At 46.1% G+C, this 23819-nt stretch carries 16 protein-coding genes; all 16 read right to left on the minus strand.

The features are described from left to right. Positions 1-132: 132 nt before the first annotated feature. The 16 genes from gyrA to nth all read right to left on the minus strand — a co-directional run bounded on the left by gyrA (position 133) and on the right by nth (position 23755). Positions 133-2595, minus strand: coding sequence for a DNA gyrase subunit A (gene gyrA / locus EL84_RS24955; RefSeq protein ID WP_047843513.1), 2463 nt, complete (start codon positions 2593-2595; stop codon positions 133-135). Between the two features lie 12 nt (positions 2596-2607). Then, positions 2608-4587 (minus strand): DNA topoisomerase IV subunit B, encoded by a 1980-nt coding sequence (parE, locus tag EL84_RS24960; RefSeq protein WP_047843514.1) that lies wholly within the window; start codon positions 4585-4587, stop codon positions 2608-2610. Positions 4588-4663: 76 nt separating this feature from the next. Next, positions 4664-5653 (minus strand): ABC transporter permease, encoded by a 990-nt coding sequence (locus EL84_RS24965; RefSeq protein ID WP_036613298.1) that lies wholly within the window; start codon positions 5651-5653, stop codon positions 4664-4666. Then, entirely contained in the window at positions 5646-6611 is a 966-nt protein-coding gene (locus EL84_RS24970; RefSeq protein WP_036672918.1) for an ABC transporter ATP-binding protein, read from the minus strand. Before EL84_RS24970 ends, EL84_RS24965 begins: the two co-directional genes overlap by 8 nt. Continuing rightward, complete coding sequence (locus EL84_RS24975) at positions 6612-7484, minus strand: GDSL-type esterase/lipase family protein (protein ID WP_321163452.1); 873 nt, start codon at positions 7482-7484, stop codon at positions 6612-6614. Positions 7485-7784: 300 nt separating this feature from the next. Next, positions 7785-8600, minus strand: coding sequence for a CAP domain-containing protein (locus EL84_RS24980; RefSeq protein WP_053061607.1), 816 nt, complete (start codon positions 8598-8600; stop codon positions 7785-7787). A gap of 279 nt (positions 8601-8879) precedes the next feature. Then, positions 8880-9338, minus strand: a complete 459-nt coding sequence (locus tag EL84_RS24985; protein ID WP_017687788.1) for a GNAT family N-acetyltransferase — start codon at positions 9336-9338, stop codon at positions 8880-8882. Beyond that, positions 9328-10515: a formate-dependent phosphoribosylglycinamide formyltransferase gene (gene purT / locus EL84_RS24990; protein WP_047843517.1), complete on the minus strand. Its 1188-nt coding sequence runs from the start codon at positions 10513-10515 to the stop codon at positions 9328-9330. Before purT ends, EL84_RS24985 begins: the two co-directional genes overlap by 11 nt. Before the next feature lie 252 nt (positions 10516-10767). Beyond that, entirely contained in the window at positions 10768-11790 is a 1023-nt protein-coding gene (locus EL84_RS24995; RefSeq protein ID WP_047843518.1) for an NAD(P)/FAD-dependent oxidoreductase, read from the minus strand. Positions 11791-11852: 62 nt separating this feature from the next. After that, the gene (locus EL84_RS25000; RefSeq protein ID WP_047843519.1) at positions 11853-12842 is read right to left on the minus strand and encodes an ABC transporter substrate-binding protein; all 990 of its coding nucleotides are present in this window, start codon (positions 12840-12842) and stop codon (positions 11853-11855) included. 131 nt (positions 12843-12973) lie between these two features. Further along, positions 12974-14614 carry an AraC family transcriptional regulator gene (locus EL84_RS25005; protein ID WP_047843520.1) on the minus strand — a complete coding sequence of 547 codons (1641 nt, stop codon included), beginning with the start codon at positions 14612-14614 and terminating at the stop codon, positions 12974-12976. A gap of 210 nt (positions 14615-14824) precedes the next feature. Beyond that, complete coding sequence (locus EL84_RS25010; protein WP_036672925.1) at positions 14825-16675, minus strand: ABC transporter ATP-binding protein; 1851 nt, start codon at positions 16673-16675, stop codon at positions 14825-14827. After that, on the minus strand, positions 16672-18444 hold the full coding sequence (locus tag EL84_RS25015; protein ID WP_036613268.1) for an ABC transporter ATP-binding protein: 1773 nt from the start codon (positions 18442-18444) through the stop codon (positions 16672-16674). The genes EL84_RS25010 and EL84_RS25015 overlap by 4 nt, the downstream gene beginning before the upstream one ends. Positions 18445-18768: 324 nt before the next feature. Then, positions 18769-22455: a dynamin family protein gene (locus EL84_RS25020; RefSeq protein WP_047843521.1), complete on the minus strand. Its 3687-nt coding sequence runs from the start codon at positions 22453-22455 to the stop codon at positions 18769-18771. Positions 22456-22763: 308 nt separating this feature from the next. After that, a complete protein-coding gene (locus EL84_RS25025; RefSeq protein WP_017687779.1) occupies positions 22764-23036 on the minus strand; it encodes a hypothetical protein in 273 nt (90 codons plus the stop codon). 23 nt (positions 23037-23059) lie between these two features. Further along, a complete protein-coding gene (gene nth, locus EL84_RS25030) occupies positions 23060-23755 on the minus strand; it encodes an endonuclease III (protein WP_036607558.1) in 696 nt (231 codons plus the stop codon). Between the last annotated feature and the right edge of the window lie 64 nt (positions 23756-23819).

Raw genomic sequence — 23819 nt, forward strand, 5'->3', positions numbered from 1 at the left:
CGATCGACCGTAATCGACGAAGGTTGTTAAACTTTGCATGAATGCCCTCTTCTAATCCGCCTTCGAACAACAAAAAAAGACTTCTCGCATGACAGGATTAGCTGTTCTGCGAAAAGTCTCGTTTGTTTGTTTTTATGAAGATGATGCTGGTTGATTCTCATTGAAGTCCCTTAGAAGTTCAACGATCTCGTCCTGTTTGTCCACATGAACGATCAGCTTGCCAATATGTTTGCGCTCTGTAATCGGAACACCTTCCGAAGAGATCGGGAACACTTGGCCTTCTTTGGTCATTACAGTGATCTTACGTTGCTCTTTGCAATAGAACGCTCCAACAATACGGCTACCATTCGGTTTCACACGTTTGCCTTCTTTGAACTCGAATGTGGCAAGCCCCTTGCCTCCACGACTTTGTATAGCGTAATCCAGAAGTAATGATCGTTTACCATATCCCAGATCGGACAACACGGCAACTTCACCTTCATCTCCTTCTACCCATAAAGCCGATACAACTTCATCTGTATCTCTTAACTGAATACCACGAACACCACCGGATACACGTCCCATTGGATTAACCTCATCCTCTCGGAAACGAATCGCCATGGCTTCTTTTGTAATCAACATAATATCTTGACCACCTGTACTTAAATGTACAGATAACACTTCATCGTCCTTGCCCACTTTACAAGCCGCAACTGCACCGGAACGCTTGGTAACGTAATCCTTCAGCTCCGTTCGTTTCACCTGTCCTCTTCGCGTAACGAAGACGAGACTGTGGTTTGGCTCTTCAAAGGATTTCACAGCAAGCACACTTGCAATACGGTCATCTTTCGCAAGGGGAATGACATTCACAATGGCTGTGCCTGGATCTTTCCACTTGAATTCAGGTACCTGGTGAACAGGTAACAGGAAGTACTGACCTTTCCTCGTAAAGACAAGCAAGTTCTCAAGCGTATTTACTTCCAGAACCTGAGCGATATAATCGCCGTCTTTCACACCACTTCCGCTCCGTTCACCACCAGAACGTGTAAAGGACTGCATGCCTGTCCGTTTCACATATCCCTCTTTGGATAACGTAACAAATACATCTTCCGCATTCACAAGTACTTCGAGATTAACCTTAAGTTCTTCCACTTCACCCTGGATCGCAGAACGACGGTCTATGCCGTATTTCTCACGAATCTCCATCAATTCCTTGCGGATGACTCCGATGAGCTTGCGGTCACTATCCAGAATGGATTGTAATTGTGCAATCTTTTTCATCAGTTCACCGAGTTCCTTCTCCAGAGAATTGATCTCCAGATTCGTCAAACGGTACAATTGCAACGTAAGGATGGAATCCGCTTGGCGTTCCGTGAATCCAAACATCCACATCAGGTTGTTTTGGGCATCTTGACGGTTCTTCGACGCTTTGATGGCCGCAATGACCTCATCAAGGATGTTAAGTGCTTTTACCAAGCCCTCGAGCACATGCGCACGGTCTTGCGCCTTCTCCAGCTCAAACCGGGTACGGAATGTTACAACCTCCCGCTGATGGGCAATGTAAGCCTCGAGAATCGATTTCAATCCTAATTGATGAGGTGCTTTATTCACAATCGCAACCATATTAAAATTATAGGTGACCTGCAGGTCGGTTTTCTTCAGCAAATAAGCCAAAATACCTTGTGCGTCCGCTTCTTTTTTCAACTCAACCACGATTCGCAGACCTTCACGTCCGCTCTCATCACGCACTTCGGCAATACCTTCAACCTTCTTCTCCAGTCGGATGTTCTCCATCGCTGTAACCAGACGAGACTTCACGACCTGATAAGGAATTTCGGTAATGACGATCTGCTGTTTGCCACCGCGCATGTTTTCAATCTCGGTTTTGGACCGGATATAGATCCGTCCCTTACCTGTGCGATAGGCATCCAGAATGCCGTCACCGCCCATAATCAATCCGCCTGTTGGAAAGTCAGGACCCTTCATAAACATCATGATTTCGTCCAGCTCAATCGACGGTTTCTCCATCACAGCGATTGAAGCATCAATGACTTCACGCAAATTGTGTGGAGGAATCTCCGTTGCAAATCCGGAGGAAATACCGCTGACACCATTAACCAGCAAGTTCGGATAACGGGATGGCAATACAACCGGTTCTTTGGCCGTATTATCAAAATTATCCTTAAACAGAACCGTCCGTTTCTCGATATCGCGAAGCATCTCCATCGCGATGGGCGACAAACGGGCCTCCGTATACCGCATCGCCGCTGCTGGGTCATCATCCTGTGATCCCCAGTTACCATGACCGTCCACGAGCATATGGCCCATTTTCCATGGTTGAGCCATCCGCACCATGCCCTCATAGATGGAGGAGTCACCATGTGGATGATAATTACCCATTACGTCCCCAACGGTTTTGGCAGACTTGCGGTAAGTCTTGTCAGGCGTATTACCTGAATCGTACATGGCGTATAGAATACGCCGTTGTACTGGCTTCAACCCATCCCGGACATCCGGAATGGCTCGATCCTGAATAATATATTTGGAGTAGCGACCGAAACGGTCCCCAACGACCTCTTCGAGAAAGGCCGGCATAAATTGTTCTGATGGACTCATTCCAAGCACCTTCTATTCTTCGTACTCTGTAAAGTCGACGTTCTCTACGATCCAGCGTTTCCGCGGATCAACCTTATCACCCATGAGCGTAGATACACGACGTTCTGCTTTTGCTGCATCAACAATCTGTACCTTCAGCATCGCACGAGTTTCCGGATTCATTGTTGTTTCCCACAGTTGATCCGGATTCATCTCACCAAGACCTTTATAACGTTGAAGCTCAACATTATTACCGAATTCCTTCATATAATTCGCCAGTTCTTCATCCGTCCATGCATATCGAACACTCGCAAGCTTACCAGACTTACGAGTAAGTTTGTACAATGGCGGCTGAGCAATATATACTTTGCCTGCATCAATTAAAGGCTTCATATAACGATAAAAGAAGGTCAACAGCAGCACCTGAATATGTGCGCCGTCCGTATCCGCATCGGTCATAATGATAATTTTGGAATAATTGCTGTCTTCAACTGCAAATTCGGTTCCTATGCCCGCACCGATCGCCGCTGTAATGGCGCGGTATTCTTCATTTTTGAGAATGTCGGCCAGCTTTGATTTTTCCGGATTGAGCGGTTTTCCCTTGAGCGGCAGAATAGCCTGAATCTTCGAGTCACGTCCCTGTTTGGCAGAACCACCTGCGGAATCCCCTTCGACAATAAATAACTCATTTCGGGTAAAATCCTTTGATTGCGCCGGCGTTAGTTTGCCGTTCAGGTTGGAACTTTCGCTACGTTTCTTGCCTGTGCGCATATCATCACGTGCTTTGCGGGCTGCTTCTCTGGCTCTGGAGGCTTGAACCGCTTTGCGAATTAAGGTTTGCGCTACCTGCGGGTTTTCTTCCAGGAACCGTTGAATATTTTCGGACACGACCGAATCCACAGCACTTCGAGCGGAAGCGCTGCCGAGCTGATCCTTCGTCTGACCTACGAACTCAACATCTGACATTTTGACACTGATGACGGCCATCATACCTTCACGCAGGTCATTACCTTCGAGGTTTTTGTCTTTTTCCTTAATCATGCTGGTACGCCGTGCGTAATCATTCATTACACGGGTATACGCAGCCCTGAATCCGGTCTCATGAGTACCGCCGCCCCGAGTAGGGATCGAGTTCACGAATGAAGCCAGTGTTTCCGTATAACCCGCGTTATACTGGATTGCCACTTCGACTTCAATGTCATCCTTCTCCGCATAGAAGTGAATAACATCATGCAGCACATCTTTACTTTCGTTAAGAAAAGCAACAAACTGGCTTGCTCCGCCTTCATACATGTATTCATCCTGATTGCCCGAACGTTCGTCCTTGAGCACAATTCTCAGACCCGAATTCAGAAAAGCAATCTCCTGAAGACGTTCTGCCAATGTATCATAATTAAATTGAATACCGCTCTGGAACACCCGAATATCCGGTTTAAATGTAACTTTTGTACCTGTCCGATTGGTATTGCCCAACACATCGAGACCGGAGACCGGTTCACCGACATGTTCAATCCCTTTTTTGTCCTTCCAATACTCGAATCGCTGACGATGAATCTTGCCATCACGGAAAATCTCGACTTCAAGCCACTCGGACAATGCGTTTGTAACTGACGCACCTACACCGTGCAAACCGCCTGATTTTTTGTATCCTGATCCACCGAACTTTCCGCCTGCGTGCAAAATCGTAAACACGACCTGGGGAGTAGGAATCCCTGTTTTATGTATACCTGTCGGAATTCCCCTTCCGTTATCCTGAACCGTAATAGAACCGTCCTTATGCAGCGTGATATCGATTTTGGAGCAGAATTTGGCGAGATGTTCGTCGACAGCGTTGTCGACAATTTCCCATACCAAATGATGTAAACCCGAAGTGCTGGTGCTGCCGATGTACATCCCCGGCCGTTTCCGTACCGCTACCAACCCTTCAAGTACTTGAATGTCGTCCGCGTCGTAGCCTGAAGACCCCTGTCCTCCGCCTGTCGAACCTGCCGACATATCGATTTGCTCGACCATTCATGCTCCCCCTTCTTAACTTGCAACTAAAAAAATGCCTAAAATGCAAACAGATGTTTTCTTATCCTTGTCCATTTTAATTCAAGATATCCCGTTTCGTAAAGACAAGGAATGACACAATGAGTGAAGCAATGCCCCAAACACTAAGCACAATAAGGGAAAAACCTAAATTCATACCCTCGATTGGAGGTAACCCGCCAGACAAATAATTCGGAAGTTCGAGGTTAACCATGAACAAATACTTCGCGGTCTGCCAGGACGCTGCCATACTGGTCAAGATTGTCCCTGCAATCAAAGCGGCCATCATGATAACAATACTTGCAGCAGTACTGCGCACAAGCACAGATACCATAAATGCAAGCATAGCCACAATTACACTCACAAACCAGATCAGTCCTGCCTGCATGAGCATATACAGCCACTGGTCTACAGCATGCACTGCCGACATATCGACATCTGTTCCCACAACTTTGAATCCTGTGAAGATTGGCATGTTGAAGCCTTTATAACCAAAGACCGCACCCGATATGACATAACATATAATGTAGGCTGATACCACTATGATCGAAACAAACATAATCAGCGTAATTAATTTACTCAGAAGCACTTTCCAGCGTCTAACCGGACGCGTTAAAAGCATTTTAATCGTACCTGTCGTACGTTCACCAGAAACAAGATCTGAAGCAATAGCCATGATTAACAGTGGAATAAACAATCCAACCGCGTTGTTCATGAACTCCCGCGTAAAGGTAACACCACCCGGTTCTTTGGGATTGATATCATTCTCAAGATAATACTGCATCTGCTGGATATATACTGTTCTATATTTTTTGTACTCTTCAGGTACCCGATCGCTACCGAGCGAATTTTGATTGTCTGTGATGGCCTGTTGCAGTTCAAGACGCCAATCGCCGCCAAACTTGTCGCGATTATTCTCCGCAGATTTCATCTGGGCATACGTAAACATCGGTACGAGGACCGCAAGTACAATAAATATAATATAAAGCCGTTTTTTCTTCACCATCTTAATCGTTTCATTGCGGATCAGCGGCATGATATTACTCAATGGATTCACCTTCTGTCATTTTTAAGAATAGTTGTTCAAGCGTAGGCTGAATCCGCTGTACCCCTTCAACCTGTACACCAGCTTGAACCATCTGTTGCACCATATCAGGAATTCGATCTTCGTGCATCTCGGCAACCACAGCGTTGGGACCAAGGCCCGCAACAATGGTATCATCCATCACATCCGCAGGTCGACCTACCAGAGCAATGCCTGCATCCTGCAACATTTTTTTGCCTTGCTCCAGTGGTGAAACATGCCATATAGCCAACTTCGAATGATCTTCAATCAGTTCGCTTACACCTCCAACAGCAAGCACACGCCCAGCACTGATAATGGCTACTCTGTCACAGAGAAGCTGGATCTCACTTAACAAGTGACTGCTGACAAATACAGCCATACCTTCACTGGCAAGTTGCTTAATAAAGACACGAAGTTCCTTAATTCCTTTTGGATCAAGACCATTCGTCGGTTCATCCAGAATAAGCAGACGCGGTCGCCCAAGCAGCGCTTGTGCAATACCGAGCCGTTGACGCATACCCAATGAGTACGTTCTGACTTTATCGTGAATCCGCTGATCCAGACGCACAATATCTACAACTTCCTGAATGCGCTCGTTGTCCACACCTGGTTGCATGCGGGCAAAATGCTCCAGGTTCTCCCACCCTGTCAGATATGTATATACCTCCGGATTTTCAACAATGGAGCCTACATACTTCAAAGCACGCTCAGGGTCCCGATTCACATCATAACCACAGACTTTAATTTTTCCTTCTGTTGGTTTGATCAGATCGACCAGCATCCGTATCGTAGTTGTTTTGCCAGCACCGTTGGGACCGAGAAATCCGAAGATTTCACCAGGTTTTACGTCAAATGTAACGTCCTTAATGATCCATTTGCGTCCGATCCGCTTTTTCAGATTCTGTACGGATAGGACGGAATCATACAGTTGCTCTGCCATTTAATTTCCACTCCCTTCTGCGGGTGTATCTGCCTGGAATTCCTGTGCAATCCGAACTGCAATTTGCTCATAACCTTGTCCGTTGGGATGGAAATGATCTGACGAGAGATACTCCCCCAGATGATTTTCAAACAGATCGAATGTAGGGACCAGTGTCATCTTGTCCTCATTGTTCAAAATAGCCAGTGCAGCATCGTTCCATGCAGCCACCACTACATTACCAGGCTTCTCCAGTTCCTTCACATCGCCAAACGGATTGTACAACCCTATGTACGCAATCTGTGCATCGGGATTAATTTCTTTTACTTTCTTCAATATCTCTTGAAGGCGCTTCGACGTTTCCGGCAAAGCCGCTGCCAGCTGCTCTGCTGTTGGCGGATCTTCCCCCTGTAGAACTTGTCCTCCCTGGAACAAATCATTTGCGCCGATCGAGAGCAAAATAAAATTGGATTGTTGCAGGACATAACGCACGCCTTGCTCATCGAGTTTTTCCAATAAAGCATCTGTTCTCAAACCGTTTACACCCAGATTATTAAGAACCTGAACGTCATATCCTTTATCTTTAAGCAGGTTCCCTGCACGTCTCACAAAACCGAGTCCTTCATCATCCCCCGTGCCTCTTGCCAGGGAATCACCGATGACGGCCATCCGAATCTTGCCATCTTCCACGACAGCCGGTTCCCCCTCAATCTCCTTAGATGGAGCAGTTGCCTCCTGGCCTGTCGTTAATGCGGAATCTCCCTCGGGAAAAATCACGTCTTTTATGGCGTATCCAAATCCAAATAACAACAGCAAAGTTGCCAAGATGGATACTGTACTAACAGTTCTCCAGATCCAGGGTGCTGAATCTAGGCTTTTTTTCTTTTTCATCATCACATCTCCACTCATGTACACCAGTTCGGGTACTTTATAATTTTATAATTTATAATGACTTTACATTAAGGCGTGTCTGAAAATCCGCTTACTTCGGAGTTTTCAGACACGCCTTGATGATGCTATTCCTAAATAACATAAATGTTCTGTCGTTAATTTGCAAACTTTGGCGCTGCATTCGCAGAATTCATTTTTTATATGTCATTTTACGGAAAAAAGGTTATGCCATACACAGATATGAACTGTGTACTGGCATAACCTTGTGGAAAAGAAAATCATACTTTCTTCATTATAAATCGATTACTTACCGATAAACTCTTGTGCCCAGTATCCGTTGTAGAAACCTACACCGATATGCGTAAAGTTTTTGCTCAGAATATTGGCACGGTGACCTTCACTATTCATCCAAGCTGTAACCACTTCCTGTGGTGTTTTTTGTCCTTGGGCAATGTTCTCACCTGCATAGCTGTAAGTTACTCCGAATTGTTTCATCATATCAAACGGAGAACCATACGTAGGTGACTGGTGATCAAAATAGTTATTATTACTCATATCTTTTACTTTAGCAACAGCTACTTTGTCCAGAAGTGCATCTGAAGCCAGAGCGTTCAGACCTGCTTTAGCACGCTCAGCGTTCACAAGTTTTACAACTTGAGTAGCAAAGTCGGATTGTGTGCTTTCGCTACCATTATTACTTGTATTGTTACCAGTATTACCTGTGTTACCTGTGTTTGAAGGATCTTTAGCCGGTGTAGTTTCCGGTTTTTCTTCTTGAACTGGTTGTGTTGGTTTAGTCGGTTGCTCAGGCTTAGTTGTAGGCTCAGCAGGTTTTGTTGTTGGTTGAGTTGGTTTTGTGGTCGGCTCAGCAGGTTTCGTCGTTTGATCAGGCTGCGTAGCAGGTTTCTCTACAATTTGCCCCTCGGATACGGTGTATCCATTTTGTTTGAGCCATTTCTCAATATAAGCTTTCAAGCTGTCTGTACTTGTAATTTTGTACGTTGTGATAGTCTTATATGTTGAATCTGCAGCAGACGCGGAAGCAGGAAGCATTACCCCTACGGCCAGTACGGCTGTCAGACTACTCGTTACGACAGTTTTCATCCATTTCTTTTTCAAATTCATTCATCTCCTTAAGATTAGTTATTACAACTTTGTAATTAATACTCTAGCAGTATATCAATTCAACAGGAGATTGTGAACCTATAAAATATGGAAAAGTAACTTTTTTGTCATTTTTTAGAGTGTTACAGATTTTACAAAAGCAAAAAAAAAGACATTCGGACTAAAAATGCTAGTCGAATGTCGCTTCACCATCTATTTATCATTCACCACACCAGAATGTGCAGATCAGGATATCATGAGAATTTCCATGCAATAGAAGAGACTTTATTTATACTATAGAAGAACTTTACTGAACCGATAACCTCTCTTCTGAAAACCAATGTGCTCATAAAAAGAGTACGTTGTTGAAGTCACTTCACGGTTTGCACCTGTGACAAACAGTTGTTTACCACCTTGCTGTCTGCCCCAATCTTCGGCACGAGCCATCAGACGACGGCCAATCCCACCACCACGATGTTCTTGACCTACAATCAGGGAAGTAATTTGTGCGGCAGGTTCTGGATAGGCATGACTTTGCACACATTGCAAGCCAATCACACCAATAATTTGTTCATCCACTTCGGCAACAAGCATGCATGCGTTTGGATTGGTTTCCAAACATTCAATACGTTCTTTCATGACATTGGTTGTTGTCGGATAGCTGACCTCTCGCATCAGTCCCGTTACCGCTTCAGCATCTCGTAGTTCACACTCTCGGATCATCAGTACAGGGGCCTCAACATTATTGGACATGATTTACCTCCACTTTCAGCATATTAGCGGCTTGCACCGCTGTTTTACGAGCTTCTTCCACATCTTGACCAGCACTTAAAGCTACAGCCATTCGGCGTCCTACTTTGGTCTCAGGTTTGCCAAATACACGAATCTGAGTACGAGGAAGAGCCAGTGCTTCTTCAATCCCGCCTACAGTAAAGTCAGATGTTTCATCATTAGCCTTCAGCGTTGCTGAAGCTCCCGGTGTCAACAGATGTACACCTGTGACCGGAAAACCAAGAATTGCACGTACATGCAGCGCAAACTCGGAACTGTCTTGCGTCACCATTGTAACCATACCTGTGTCATGTGGACGAGGAGATACCTCGCTGAACACAACACCATCCGATGTGAGGAACAATTCCACTCCAAACAGTCCATACCCGCCAAGTTCATCCGTGACGGATTTGGCAATATGACAAGCTTGCTGCCATTGCTCAGGAGTCATTGCATGAGGCTGCCAGGATTCGACATAATCCCCATCCTTCTGAATATGACCAATCGGAGGACAAAATACGGTGCCTGAAACAGACCTAACGGTAAGTAATGTAATCTCACTGTCAAATTGCACAAAGCTCTCCACAATAACACGAACGGATTTGCCACGAGCCCCCGAAAGAGCAATGTTCCAGCAATCCTCCACGTCGCCCGGTGTTCGGCATACACTCTGCCCTTTGCCGGAAGAACTCATTAATGGTTTAATGACACAAGGTGTGCCAAGCTCACGTACGGCTTCCTGAAGTTGTTCCAGGTTGTCCGCAAAAAGGTAATCAGCTGTCGGAAGTTTCAATTGTTCGGCTGCAAGCCGACGGATGCCTTCGCGATCCATCGTTAGGCGTGCAGCTCGGGCAGTAGGTACTACACAAAATCCCTCTTCCTCAAGCTCCAGTAAAGCTTCTGTTGCAATAGCTTCAATCTCAGGTACGATGTAATGAGGTTTTTCTTTACGGATCAATTGTTTCAAAGCTTCGGCATCCAGCATGTCGATGCAGTAAGACCGGTGCGCGACCTGCATTGCAGGTGCGTTCTCATAACGATCAACAGCGATCGTCTCTACTCCCAGTCGTTGGGCCTCAATAACGACCTCTTTTCCCAATTCTCCACTGCCTAGTAGCAGCATTTTTTTGGCTTGAGCCGTAAAAGGAGCACCCCACATGTTCTTTCCAATCCTCCCAAAGAGAAATCTTCTATATCTGTCTCTCTATTTTCGGGGTTTTGGTTAAAGATTGCAAGAGTGCTCCCTATTTTTCTTGTGAATTTTACAAGATTTTTTGTGTTTTTTCGATCAAATTTTACAATTACTGCTCACAGATTCGATACTCCTTCCATTCCTCCCAAAATTAAGGAAATGTCAAAAGAGTAGATTTTAATATTCCAGTGAACATGAATAAGCAAACAAACCCCAAGTTTAGAACCTTGGGATTTGCTTGTTTTTTTCTCTGAAAATTTCATTATGGGAGGAGACGTACGCCATCTTGGGAGCATCTGGAGTCAAGTATTTTTTCGCACTATTTACAGCTAAAATCGCATCGTTGAAGGCTCCGGCAATAAGTCTGACTTTGCTATCGTGAGTTGCACAGTCTCCTGCTGCAAAAACACCCGGCAGACTCGTCTGTGCATAGTGACTCATTAGAACCATTCCATCGTCCATTTCTAAGCCACAACTGGCAAGATCACTTAAATTGCTTTTATATCCATGACTAACTACGACTTCATCCACATCTAACAATACATTGTCCTGACTCTCCATATGCGTAATTACAACCTGATGGATACGTTCACCATGATTATGAAGCCGTGTGATGCTATATGGTGTTCTAACATCCGTTACATTGTTCATCTCGCTAACATTGCGTTCCATTGCACGAAACTCATTTTTTCGGTGGACGACCACTACGCTCCGTGCAAGTTGAGCAAGTTCAATTGCCCAATCTACTGCACTGTTGCCTCCTCCTGAAATGAGCACACGCTTCCCGGAAAAATGTTCTGGATTTTGCACGGTGTAATGAAGATTTTCATACTCACATTGAATCGGCTCCTGAAGCTCCAATTTCTGAATTTCTGCGATACCGCGGCCCACTGCAACAATGATTGTACCCGTATAGTGTATGTCTCCTTCAGCAGTATACAGAGCCAAAATCTCGTTGTCCAGTCGAGCGAAACGATCTACTTTGCAATTCAATTCAACCGTTGGATTAAAGGTATTCGCCTGCTGAACCAGATACTCAATCAACTTTGAACACTTCATTGGTGGCAGGCCACCCACATCCCAGATAGGTTTTTCGGAATAGGTATGCAGAAAACCACCAAGTTGGTCTTTGCCGTCAATGATCTTAACTCTCATATCACGCATCCCGGCATAAAAGGCCGCATATAATCCCGCCGGTCCGCCTCCGACGATGGTTACATCATAGATATCTTCCTTATTCATTTTGGACACATCCTGTTATTTAGTAGTGAATTTAGAGATATGTGTAACATGAACCGTTTGCCTTATTTATTTTTCTCTTCAAAAGCAGCAACAATATCATCAATGACATATTCATCGGCAAGTGGAGACATTCCCAGATTAAACCATTCCTTGCCACCCACCATATAGATGTGGTCCTGCTTGACTGCTTTCAGATTTTTCCATAACGATGAAGATAACATATCTTCAAATTTCTTTTTAATTTCCGTATTAGTCTCATCATCCAGCTGAACGATCAGATGATCTGCGTCGTATTCAGGCAGTACTTCCAAGGATACGGACATGGCAGTTTGATCTTTCGGGAAATTAGGAAGTGGATTCATTCCCAATCGTTTGTGGACAAAGTTTCCTCGGTCAAGGTTCTCCCCATGAAGTACGATTTCTTTTTCCATCACTCTAATGTAGAGAACAGTCTCCTCACCAATCAGCTTATCCAATTTGGCAGCAGCTACCTTCTCCTTATCCATCAAATCCTGAATCACCTTTTCTGCCTGTTCTTCTTTGTCCAAAATTTTGGCCATATCCCGCAGTTCATCGCGCCAATCATCACGCTGTGGCAAAAGTACGGTAGGTGCAATCAGAGTAAGCTGATCATAGTCCTTTTTGGACCACCAGTCAGGAGCGATAATTAAATCCGGATCTGCCTCCATGAGGGCTTCAAAGTTAGGCGTTCTTCCTATTCCCATTTTCATCGTGTTTGCGAATGGCTCTTGCAAGTAAGAAGGAAAATCCTCATGGTAGTTCTGTACAGCAATGGGTACGATGCCAAGAGAATATAAAAATTCTGGATATACAACGGACAAACCAACTATTTTTTGTGGGTTCACCGGAATTTCAACTTCTCCCATTTCCGTGTTCACTTTTTTCACCTGACTGGCTTCTGTTGTTGAAGAATTGGCGGTACCCGCTTCTTGACCCTCGCTCGAGGATGCTTCGTTGCCTGCTGCACCGCAAGCCGAAATAATGAGCACCAACATCATGGTGCATAGTACCGTTAACCATCTGAATCTCATTCTTTATGTACCCCCTATATGGCATTTAGTTATGACAACGTCTAATTAATAATAATTATCATTATCATTTGATATAGGAGTAAGTATATTAAAATATGTTCAGGTATGATATTGACTATTCAGACTTTTTGCTATGGACGATCTTGCCATAACTTTAATATTTCATCCAACATAAGCTCATGGGTAAACGCAGTGTAGTCCAGCAGGACGCTCGACAAAAGCATATCCATTCTGCCATTCTGTACCGCTAACAATGCAAGCCATTCCTCAGACTTACGCACAGCAGACCATGTCTGCCTAGATTCCTCATCTTCACCCACAATCAATAATATTCTTTCCACGTTGAGAACAGATAACTCCTTAATGGTCACTGTGCCCCGTTCCCAATAAGTCTCAACTCCTTCGGGACCCTCCATTTGCATATCAACGTAAAAAACGGAAGCAATGCTCCTTGGGCCTAACATCTGCAACGCTTCACCATAAACTTTGAGTACAACTAATCTGTCTTTTCGTATGAAATCCTCAAGCTGATCCTTTATGGTCGTTGCCTTCTCTTCATATCTTTGAAGCCATACCTCTGCAATATCAGACCTGTCCAAAAAGCTTGCAACATATCTCAAATGTTCTCTCCAATCGCCTTTTTCCCACGGGAGGTCACACATAGGAGCAATGGAATGAAGCTGCCTCTGCAAATCCTCAGACTCCGTCCCAACAGTAATAATATAATCAGGTTTAACTAATCGAAGCTGTTCCAGCCAAGTGGTCTCACTCTCTGCGAGTGGCATAACTTTGTCCGTTTCATATTTACGTCGGTAATAGTATGTCCACGGATGACTTGCCGGCGCGGCACAGGGAATGATCTGCAATGCAAGCAGTATACCAATGCTCACAGAATGAATTGCAGCAATTTTTTGTTTGCTATTACGTATAAACGCTGCTGGTGGAATGCCAGAGATTTGCTTGAATTTACGCCGGAAATACGTCTCATCCTGATAACCCACGTACGATGCCACATCCTTGAGTCGATAACTGTGATCATTTCTCATTAAGATCTGGGCTTGTTTAATTCGATATAGCGTTAAATAGTCAACAGGACTGTAACCATACCTTTTCTTGAATAAACGCATGAAATGTCGAGGGCTCATTCGTGCCACATTTGCTAATTCCTCAATGGTTAATCTCTTCGAATAATTCTGCTCCATGTAACCTTTGACATGTTCAATTGGTGAAGCCAGGTCCGTCTTTTCGGTAAAGGCCACGTCGTAAAACATGGTGTACAATAGTTCCTGAAAACGAATCTGACCATAGTACCTTTGCAAACCATCCTTCTTCAATGTGTGGTGGTAAATCATCTGACATATCACGCCAACAGCAACGGGTGAAGATGAGTTGACCTCGCCATTCACTTCATTACGTAAAATTTGCTTCATCATTTCAAGGGCTGTTGCACCCTCCTGCTCCAGTGCGTACATGACATCAAAACTCATGTGATACACGCCTCGTTCATCCAACGAATGCACATTTGCCTCAACCAGTTGCCCCGGGAAGCCTACGTACAGTCCGCCCGCCTTTAATTCAATGAAACTGCCATCTATCTTTAACCACCCTTGCCCACTGGCTACAAATAATAACATGTATGTTTCAATGAAGTGTTTCCTCAGAAGCCACTCCGTCGCAGGATCACTTGTATAATTCACGTGAAGGAGCCTAAAATTCATATGATCCAGGTGATCCAAATGCTTTGAATTTATTTCGTTGTTGTCCATCTGCATTGATCTCCCTCCAGCCATGAACGATTGTATTGATTTCATTCTTCAAAAATATAACATACCACACTAACGAATAAAAAAAACACTCCGGCTATCCTCTAAGCTGTCTTCAATGAATAAAATGCACTTATTATTGAAAGATCAGGCTATAGAACGCCAGAGTGTTATAAGTTCATATGTGTTCAGACGCTTCACAGGCGTCCGAAGGTTTCATCACAAAAATCTGTATTGAGCTTCTATTAATCCATTATAGACGCCTTGTTTTTGGATCAGCTGCTCATGGTTACCCTCTTCTTTAATTTCACCATGATCCAGGACGATAATGTTATCTGCATTCCGGATGGTTGAGAGACGGTGAGCGACCATAAAGGACGTTCTTCCCTGCAACAGCACCTTCAACGCTTCCTGGATTTTGAGCTCTGTCTCCGTATCAATGCTGGCTGTAGCTTCATCCAGAATCAGTATGCGTGGATCAGCAAGCAGCGCACGGGCAAAGGATAACAATTGTCGCTGTCCCATGGATAATACGTTCCCGCGTTCCTCTACTTCGGTATCATATCCGCCAGGCAGCTTCATGATGAACTCATGTGCATTGACTGCTTTGGCTGCGTCCTCCACCTCTTCATTCGTTGCATCCAGTCGTCCAAATCGAATATTGTCACGAATCGTACCCGAGAAGATGAAGGTATCCTGTAATACAATGCTGATCTGGCTGCGTAAACTCTCTACTGTTACATCCCGCACATCCTGTCCGTCAATGGTGAGACGTCCGCCGGATATATCATAGAAACGACTGATCAGATTGATGATCGTACTTTTACCCGAGCCCGTATGACCAACAAGTGCAATCGATTGTCCCGCAGCCGCTGAGAAGCTGATTCCTTTCAGCGCCTGTCTGCCCTTCTCGTATTCGAACACCACATTTTCGAATGCGATATCTCCTTTAATAGAAGGAAGTGGCTTGGCACCTGGTTTATCCGCAATACTTGGTTTTTCATCCATGAATTCGAAGATACGCTCCGATGATGCCATCGCAACCAGCAACTGATTGTACATCTGTCCCAGACGATTGATTGGGTCCCAGAAGTTGCCGACATAGTTGGCAAAAGCAACAAGTAATCCCACGGTTAACTGATCATGTTGAATCAGGTAAGCACCAAACCAGAAAAGGATTAATGTACCGAATCCACCGGTAATCTCAATCAGCGGTCCAAAGCCCTGGTTCATCGCTGATGCTCTATCCCATGACTTTTTGCTGGACAGATTCATGTTGTCAAAATACTTCATGTTCTCTTTTTCCTGTGTGTAAGCCTGAGTCACTCGAATCCCTTGAATGGATTCATTCAAGTGGGAGTTAATCCGAGAGTTCTTCATGCGCACATCCTGCCAAGCCCGACGGATCAGCACCCGCAGTTTGGTCGAGATGATAAACATGATTGGCACCGTAATGATCACAGCAAGACCCAGTTTCCAGTTAATCAACAGCAAGATCACAATGATCCCGAGCAACTGTACGCAGTCGATCATGACGTTAACTGCACCGTTCGTGAATAGATCCTGAAGGGAGTTAATATCATTCGTAACACGTACCAGTACCGAACCTGCTGGTCTTTTGTCAAAAAAGTTAAAGGACAGCTTCTGGATATGCTTGAACAGATCCGAGCGAAGATCATAAATAACGCGCTGTCCGATAATGTTTGTCAGTTTGATCCGGTACGTATTGGCTGCCCATTGAATCAGATACAACACAAATATGGAGCCTGCAATAAGATAAAGCATAGTCATGCTTGGTAACCCTGTTGCCGGTGCGATGGCACGGTCAATCGCCAGACTGATCAGAAAAGGTACGGATAATTTCGTAATGGTACCCAAGATCATCATTAGAATAACGAGTGGTAACAATTGTTTTGCATAAGGTTTCATGTATGCAAATAAACGTCCGAACTCTTTCCAGTTAAACGGTTTTTCAATAATTTCATCATCCTGATACACAAATCGTTCATTCAGTTTCTTCTCAGAGGCCACTTTTGCCTCGCGCCTGTCTGCTATTGTTTCGGCACTCATGAATTCACCTGCTCCCCAGCCTCCCGCTTACCGCGGGCAATATAATCTGCATATTGAATTTTATAAACATCCTGATATGGTCCAGGCACTTCAATGAGTTCGGTATGTTTGCCACGTTGTACCACGCGGCCTTCATCGAGCACCAGAATCTCATCTGCATGTCGTAGTGAAGATATACGGTGTGCAATAATAAATGTCGTTCTGCCGCGCATAACTTCCTGGAAACCGGACTGAATCTCGTGTTCCGTCTCCATGTCCACGGCGCTGGTTGCATCATCAAGTACCAGAATTTTTGGATTTTTCAGCAAAGCCCTTGCGATCGCAATCCGCTGTTTCTGTCCACCCGATAATCCCATACCGCGCTCACCAACCACCGTGTCATATCCGTCCGGGAACTCCATAATGAAGTCATGAGCCTTGGCTAGCTTCGCTGCACGGATAATCTCATCCATGGTGACGTTCTTAAGTCCGTAGGAAATATTATTGCGAATGCTGGATGAGAACAGGAATGTTTCCTGGAAAACAGAAGCGATCTGACTCCGCAAGCTGCGAATACCTATATCTTTGATGTTTTTGCCATCCAGCTTGATCGTTCCCGAGTTTACGTTATAGGCACGCATCAGAAGCTGAATGATGGTCGATTTACCTGACCCTGTTCCCCCGAGGAAACCGATTACAGAACCGGGTGCAGCGTCAAAATTAATATCGGTTACTGCTGGCATTTTGTTGCCGTAGGCAAAGGTAACGGATTCAAATGTCACATGACCGTTCACCTGGTCTGCCTCCACAATGACCGGATCTTGCGTTTCTTCCACATCCACTGGCGTATTCAGCAGTTCGAGCACCCGTTCACCTGAAGCTTTGGATTGCGTATAGTTGTTGATATGGAACCCAAGGTTCCACATTGGACCGATTATGTACCAGATCAAACTGAAAAAGGCAACGAGTTCACCAAGTGTCAGCGTCTTCTGTATAACCATTCTTCCACCGATCACCAGCAACAGCACGATACTCACCGAAGCAAGAATCTCCATGATCGGAAAATAGCGACTCCACAATGTTGCGGCATGAATCTGATTTGTCTTGTAACGCTCATTACGTATGGAGAATTTCTCCACTTCATAAGGCTCACGTGCAAAGGATTTTACCGTACGTACGCCAGTGATATTCTCCTGTACCGCTGTTGTCAGTGAACTGAGCGCCAGTCGCATCTCCTGAAACGCAGGGTGAATTTTGGATTCGAATCTCAGCGCAACGAAGGCAAGTAATGGGATGCATATGAGTGTGAACAGCGTAAGCTGCCAACTCATGGTCATCATCATGATTGCGCCGAATACGACCATGAAAACCATGTTAAGAATCTGGGCGAAACCAAATCCGATAAAGTTACGGATGGCTTCCAAATCTCCCGTGAGGCGGGACATCAGATCACCTGTCTTGGCCGTATCATAATAACGGAAGGATAAAAATTGAAGCTTTTCGTAACATGCATTACGAAGTCTGTACGCCAGGAAGTTACCCAAGCGTCCTCCAAAAAAGCCATGTAAAAACTGCATTCCCGCTTTCAAAATAACTACACCTAACACAGTCAAGGCAATTATGGGAACGTCTTCAAAAGTTCGCGGAACAATGATGTCATCAATCAGTATCCTCAGCATGTACGGATACACTAACCCAAGTGCGGTCGCTAAGGCGAGGAACAAGATTGATACAAATAAATACGTTCGCTTTTCCCAAAAAAAGGTTTGCAGTTGCCTAAGAACATCCATGTTTCTCCTCCTCTTATGTCGTTCAAAAATACTATGAACATTTATGAAGTTTATCACCGTACCCCATTCGCGGCAAAGCGAATAACAGACCATATTCTGCCTGCTTTCAGCTTATTGACGCATTAACGAAGGTAAATACCCACCTTTCAATCAAATGTTTGAATATTCTCTTTATTTCAGGTTGTTCGTACCAAAAAAAGGCTCCCTATATGCCTTTTCGGCAGGGGCCTTTTTGGGTTGATTTTCGCAACATTTTCAATGTGTTGCTGTATCATTCATTTTGTTTTACAAAGACTTCCAGAGAATACGCGTTATGCCGTGATTTTAACTGCGTTCAATCTGTTCCAGTTGGTTAGACAAGCTGGTCCATTGCTCCGCCGGAATTCCGCTCTCCAGTGTATCTTGAATTCCACTCACCGCCTCGTCCAGACGTTCTTCCAACTGACGGGATTGGTGTTGCAACGATTGACAAATCTGGTTGTCATAAAACTGAATCAGTTTTTCTTGCGCAGCAGGAAGAACTTCAATGATCATCTGTTTAAGGACAGGATCAAGTGCCTCCTGTAACCGCTGACGTCCGTCCCCTTCGAAGAACTGTTTCGGATTACGGAAGTAATTCAAATAGCTCTTCCATCCAGACGGTTCTTCCAGACGAACTTCTTCAAGCACAGGTGTACTCCAGCGTTCGTTCAGTGGCAGTGACACATCCACGCCACCCGATAACTGTCTCACATCGTCTATACATTCCGTAACTTGCTTCATCAGCCAGGACTGACCTGCCTGTTCAAGTCTGAGGGTGGTAGCAAGCAGTTCCTGCTCCAGTTCAATGGCAATCATGCGTAACAGTTCACGTCCACAGGCTGCAAAAGCCGTCTTCAGATTGCCCCGATCCTCCCGAAGTACGGAAGGATGGAATGCTTCTGCCATGAATAGACCAAGGCGATAGGCAAGTCGCTGCCGCACATGGAACAGCAACTCTGCTGTTTCCTGTGACAGTTCTTCCTTCATGGATCGCTCTGCAAGTCGCTGTATGCGCTGGCGTGACTGTCCCTGGATCGTCTCCAGTTCATCCCGCCGCTGCTGCAATGCTTCCTCACCCTGAGCTGCATCCTCGGCACGCTTCTTCAACCGCTGAATGACACGTGCCATCTCTTCGGAAGCTCCACCTACGGCAAGATCGGCTAATTCTCTGCCTGCAAATTGGTTGAACTCTTCCTCAAAACGGATAAAACCGGATTGCTCAAGCAGCTTCGAATCACCTGCCATCTTGCCTTCCATCGCCAGTATGCTGGATACCGGGAAGAGTCGTGGTGCCCGAATTCCATTACTGCGCAGTTGGGTGCTCACATGATCGAGAACCTGCTCCAGTTCTTCCTCAGAGGAAGACAAGTCACTGGCATTCACAACAAAGAACATCTGATCCATGGCAGAACTATCTTTAACACGTCCCAACTGATTCAGGAACTGGCGATCTCCTTGGGAGAAAGCATGGTTGTAATACGTTACAAAAATGAGTGCATCCGCATTCTTCATATAATTGAAGGTTACACCCGTATGACGAGCATTCACGGAGTCCGCTCCTGGTGTGTCTACCAGTACAATGCCTTGTTCAGTCACATCGCAACTGTAATAGAGATCGATACTGTCTACAAAACAGGACTTCTTCTCGTTTGCGACAAAGTTACGATAACCGTCCAGATCCACCAGCACATCCTGACCTAACTGGTCCGCTGTTTCTTCCCAGCCGGCTGCCGCTGCCTGCAAAAAGCTGTAATGCGGGCGCCCCGCCGGATGCACATCCTGTGGTGAGAGGGAGCGTACTCGCTTCTGCCACTCCGCTCCAGGCTCACCCAGTCCGAGCAATCGGAAGGAATAGCCGAGATCTTCCTGGAAGGCGTCCCGGGTCTTCATCCGGACCCGGGCTGTTCCATGCTCCGCGCCCCCGGCAGGAGCCATGATTCGGTTAATCGCCGCTGTTGTTGGATGCGGCGAGACGGGTAGTACAGCTTCGCCCAGCAACGCGTTGGCGAAGGAGGATTTGCCGGCGCTGAATGCTCCGAACAGCGCCAGAGTGAACGTGCCGCCCGCAAGCGAAGCCGCGCGGGCACGCAGATCCCGTACCGCCGACCCCATGGCGGGGTACGGCTCCACCAGCGCAGCAGCGGCTTCAAGCCGTGCCGCTGCTGCGTCCAGGCGTCGGCGGCGTTCAGCGCCAGCCGCCGACGATGGCCCAGGCACCGCCGCTGCGGCTGCGCGCTGCGCTGGCGGTGCCTCTGACGTCTGTGGCTGCGCAGCCACAGACGTTGACGTGCCCGCATGCGAACCGGGAGCTTCGCCCGGTTCAGGCACCGCGGGCACGTGCGGGCCCTTCACCTCCGGCAATAGTCCGGAGGGGAGGGGGCCCGCATCGGGCAGCAGGCTGCGCAGCCCTGCTGCCTCTGCGGCGGCGCTGCGCTGGAGCGCCGTGTAGCGCGCCGCCGCCGCGGATTGCGCCAGCAGCGCTGCGCGGCTGGCGTCCAGCGCCTGGAGCGCGGCTTCGCCTCGCGCTGCCAGCGCCTCTAGCATGCGGTCGGCCAGCATCATGGCCGACTTGCGATAGCGGGCCTCAATCTCGCCCCGCACATCTTTACTGAACTGAATCACATACTCTGGAGATACCTCTGCACTGGCACTGCGTTTCATCTCCAATAGTGCTTCATCTACAGCAGGCAGCTCCGTATTAAGCGCCTGCTCCCACTCCGCTCCCCATAGCTGATGGGACTCACCCAGCTGTCTAAGCATCGTACGAATATGTACCTCAACTTGTCCGGAAGCCTGATCCTGTAACAGTCTGACCAGCTCAGAAGCTCGGCGTTGTTTCTCCTGCTCGGTTTTGCCACCTGAGAACAATAAACCCACCCGGAAGCCCGGTTTGCGGCTCTCCAAATAGGCGGCAGCCGACGCACGAATATCCGCAGGAGTAAGATTTGCATTTGCCAGAAGAGGTTCCAGCTCTGCCCGGAATTTCTCACGCACTCTCGAAGGCCCGGTACGAATGTCTGCTGCTTGTTGATCAAGAAGCTCCAGCTCTCGTTCCAAGCGTTCAATTCCTTCCTTGCCACCAATTTCATCCAGCAGGGAATTCTCTTCGTCTTCACGTTTCTCCGCTTCTCTCGTCAGGTGTTGCTCCGTTACATGACTGGCCGAACTTGCCAAACTGTGCGTAATTAACGCTTCCTTCTCTTGCATCATGTGTCCAATGAGTTCCGGAAGCACATCCCACTGGTTGTAGCGATGCTGCTTGTCGCGTAGGGAAGTAAACAACAGTCCGTCATATCTGACTTCCCAGGCCGCAAATATAGCTTCGACACCTTCGGTATATTGGTCAAAAGAGAGCTCACGCTCCCGATGCTTGTCGATCTGGTTCACGATCAAAAACAACGGTTTGCCCCAATCCGACAGACTCTTGGCAAATGAAAGGTTTGTCTCGGACTGGACATGGTTATAGTCCATGACATAGAACACCACATCCGCCAGATGGAGCGCTGAATGGGTTGCGAGACTATGTCCGCGATCTGTTGAATCCACACCTGGTGTATCCAGCAGGACAGCATCATCTTTCAGCAGAGGAATATCATCCCATACCTCAATTGAGCTATAAGCTCCACCATTTTTGCAATACGCCTCCAATTCCTCTGGAGAAACTTCAAGTGTTCCTGCTCCATTGTCAGCGCTTACGTTTGGAGTAGTATAAATAAGCGCTCTTGGCTTACCATTACGTATGGATACCACATTTGCACTAGTTGGCACGGGACTTGAAGGCAGCACCCGCTTACCACATAAACTGTTGATGAGACTCGATTTGCCTGCAGAGAAATGACCACAGAACGCAATCGTCAGATGTTTCATTTCCGCCTTGCTGATTAAATCCGTTATAGCCTGTACAGCTGTATGGTCCCCTGTCTGCTCCATCGCTTCACGCAGCGGAAGCAGAGGTTTGGCCATTTCTTTTGGGTAATCTGTTCTGGACATGACTGGCCTTCCCCCTGGCTCCTCTAATTTGACATCCGTTTCGACGTCTATCTCTTTTACAACATTTATTTTAACATTATCAAGTTTGAATTTGAACGGTTGGAATTGAATATACATAAATGGACGTATAAGTTCTATAATCTAAAAAAAATAAAACCGAACAAGTCGGTTTTATCTGTAATACGTTTTATACTCGGTATTTAGCAAATGCTTACGCCAAGTGTCTGTTGCATGAATGCGATGCGATCATCTTAACCACAACGATCATCATGACATTAATACAACAGAACCAATAGTGTAATCACTTCTTATGAAACTGCGTTCTCCATGGAAGGCAGCAAGATTTCAAATACTTGTCCATGTTGCAGAATTGTAATGTCTCTGCCTTTGTCTCTCATAACAACAACTTCGGGTTTAACGGACATACGCTCCAGATAATGTTCAGGCACGTCGCCAGAGTGGCTTACTGTGATGCCTTCTACTTCTTTTTCTTCATTTTCAGCCATTTCCTGTTCAACGATTTGTTCAAAGATATCGGAGAAGGCCTCAAAATTGTCAGTGTACACGGAAATGCATTTCATGATTATTCATCCTTTTCTGCTCATTAATTTATTTTTCGTTTTCGGGTGGTGACACGTTCCTTATCTTTCCTGATTTGGGACGTTTTCATACGTTTTTTCCCTTCCCTGCATATGTCCAGCAATGGACAGATATGACACGCAGGGTTCTGTGCCTTGCAATGGTAGCGTCCAAAAAATATAAACCGGTGGTGAGTTAAAGTCCACTCGTCCCGGGGTACGCGCTTCATTAGTTTCTTTTCGACTTCAAGTACGGAGTCATCCCAACCTGCAAGCGCCAGCCGCTTGGATACACGTTCAACATGAGTATCTACCGCAATTGCCGGTACTCCAAACGCATTGGAAACAACTACATTCGCGGTTTTCCGCCCGACACCTGGTAGCGTCACAAGCTGATCATGTTCCTGCGGTACATCACCGCCATACTGCTCTATTAAAATTCGGCACATGTTCTGAATATGCTTGGCCTTGTTCCTGTACAAACCGATTCGCCGAATATCCTGTTCCAACTCTTCGAGAGGAACTGCCAGATAATCTGCAGGGCTTCTGTACTTCTGGAACAAATCTGCGGTTACCTTGTTAACCGTTTCATCGGTGCACTGGGCAGACAAAAGGACAGCTACCGTCAATTCAAATGCATTGCTGTGATTTAATTCGCAATGTGCATCAGGAAACATTGCTTCCATAGTTTCGAGTATATGTCTAACCGTCGCTGCATTCATGAAGAGCTACCTCCCACAAAATGACTCCACTCTGCGGAGCCTTACTTCGAAGCTTCATCCGAGT

Source organism: Paenibacillus sp. VT-400 (assembly GCF_001029205.1).
Classification (GTDB): domain Bacteria; phylum Bacillota; class Bacilli; order Paenibacillales; family Paenibacillaceae; genus Paenibacillus; species Paenibacillus amylolyticus.

Bases quoted from the DNA above. Each gene is read 5' to 3' on its own strand.
- EL84_RS25025 (WP_017687779.1), bottom strand. From the start codon at position 23,036: ATGAAATGCATTTCCGTGTACACTGACAATTTTGAGGCCTTCTCCGAT.
- EL84_RS24970 (WP_036672918.1), bottom strand. From the start codon at position 6,611: ATGGCAGAGCAACTGTATGATTCCGTCCTATCCGTACAGAATCTGAAA.
- EL84_RS25000 (WP_047843519.1), bottom strand. From the start codon at position 12,842: ATGAGATTCAGATGGTTAACGGTACTATGCACCATGATGTTGGTGCTC.
- EL84_RS24975 (WP_321163452.1), bottom strand. From the start codon at position 7,484: ATGATGAAAAAGAAAAAAAGCCTAGATTCAGCACCCTGGATCTGGAGA.
- nth (WP_036607558.1), bottom strand. From the start codon at position 23,755: ATGAATGCAGCGACGGTTAGACATATACTCGAAACTATGGAAGCAATG.
- EL84_RS24995 (WP_047843518.1), bottom strand. From the start codon at position 11,790: ATGAATAAGGAAGATATCTATGATGTAACCATCGTCGGAGGCGGACCG.
- purT (WP_047843517.1), bottom strand. From the start codon at position 10,515: ATGTGGGGTGCTCCTTTTACGGCTCAAGCCAAAAAAATGCTGCTACTA.
- parE (WP_047843514.1), bottom strand. From the start codon at position 4,587: ATGGTCGAGCAAATCGATATGTCGGCAGGTTCGACAGGCGGAGGACAG.
- gyrA (WP_047843513.1), bottom strand. From the start codon at position 2,595: ATGAGTCCATCAGAACAATTTATGCCGGCCTTTCTCGAAGAGGTCGTT.
- EL84_RS25010 (WP_036672925.1), bottom strand. From the start codon at position 16,675: ATGAGTGCCGAAACAATAGCAGACAGGCGCGAGGCAAAAGTGGCCTCT.
- EL84_RS25020 (WP_047843521.1), bottom strand. From the start codon at position 22,455: ATGTCCAGAACAGATTACCCAAAAGAAATGGCCAAACCTCTGCTTCCG.
- EL84_RS25015 (WP_036613268.1), bottom strand. From the start codon at position 18,444: ATGGATGTTCTTAGGCAACTGCAAACCTTTTTTTGGGAAAAGCGAACG.
- EL84_RS24985 (WP_017687788.1), bottom strand. From the start codon at position 9,338: ATGTCCAATAATGTTGAGGCCCCTGTACTGATGATCCGAGAGTGTGAA.
- EL84_RS25005 (WP_047843520.1), bottom strand. From the start codon at position 14,614: ATGCAGATGGACAACAACGAAATAAATTCAAAGCATTTGGATCACCTG.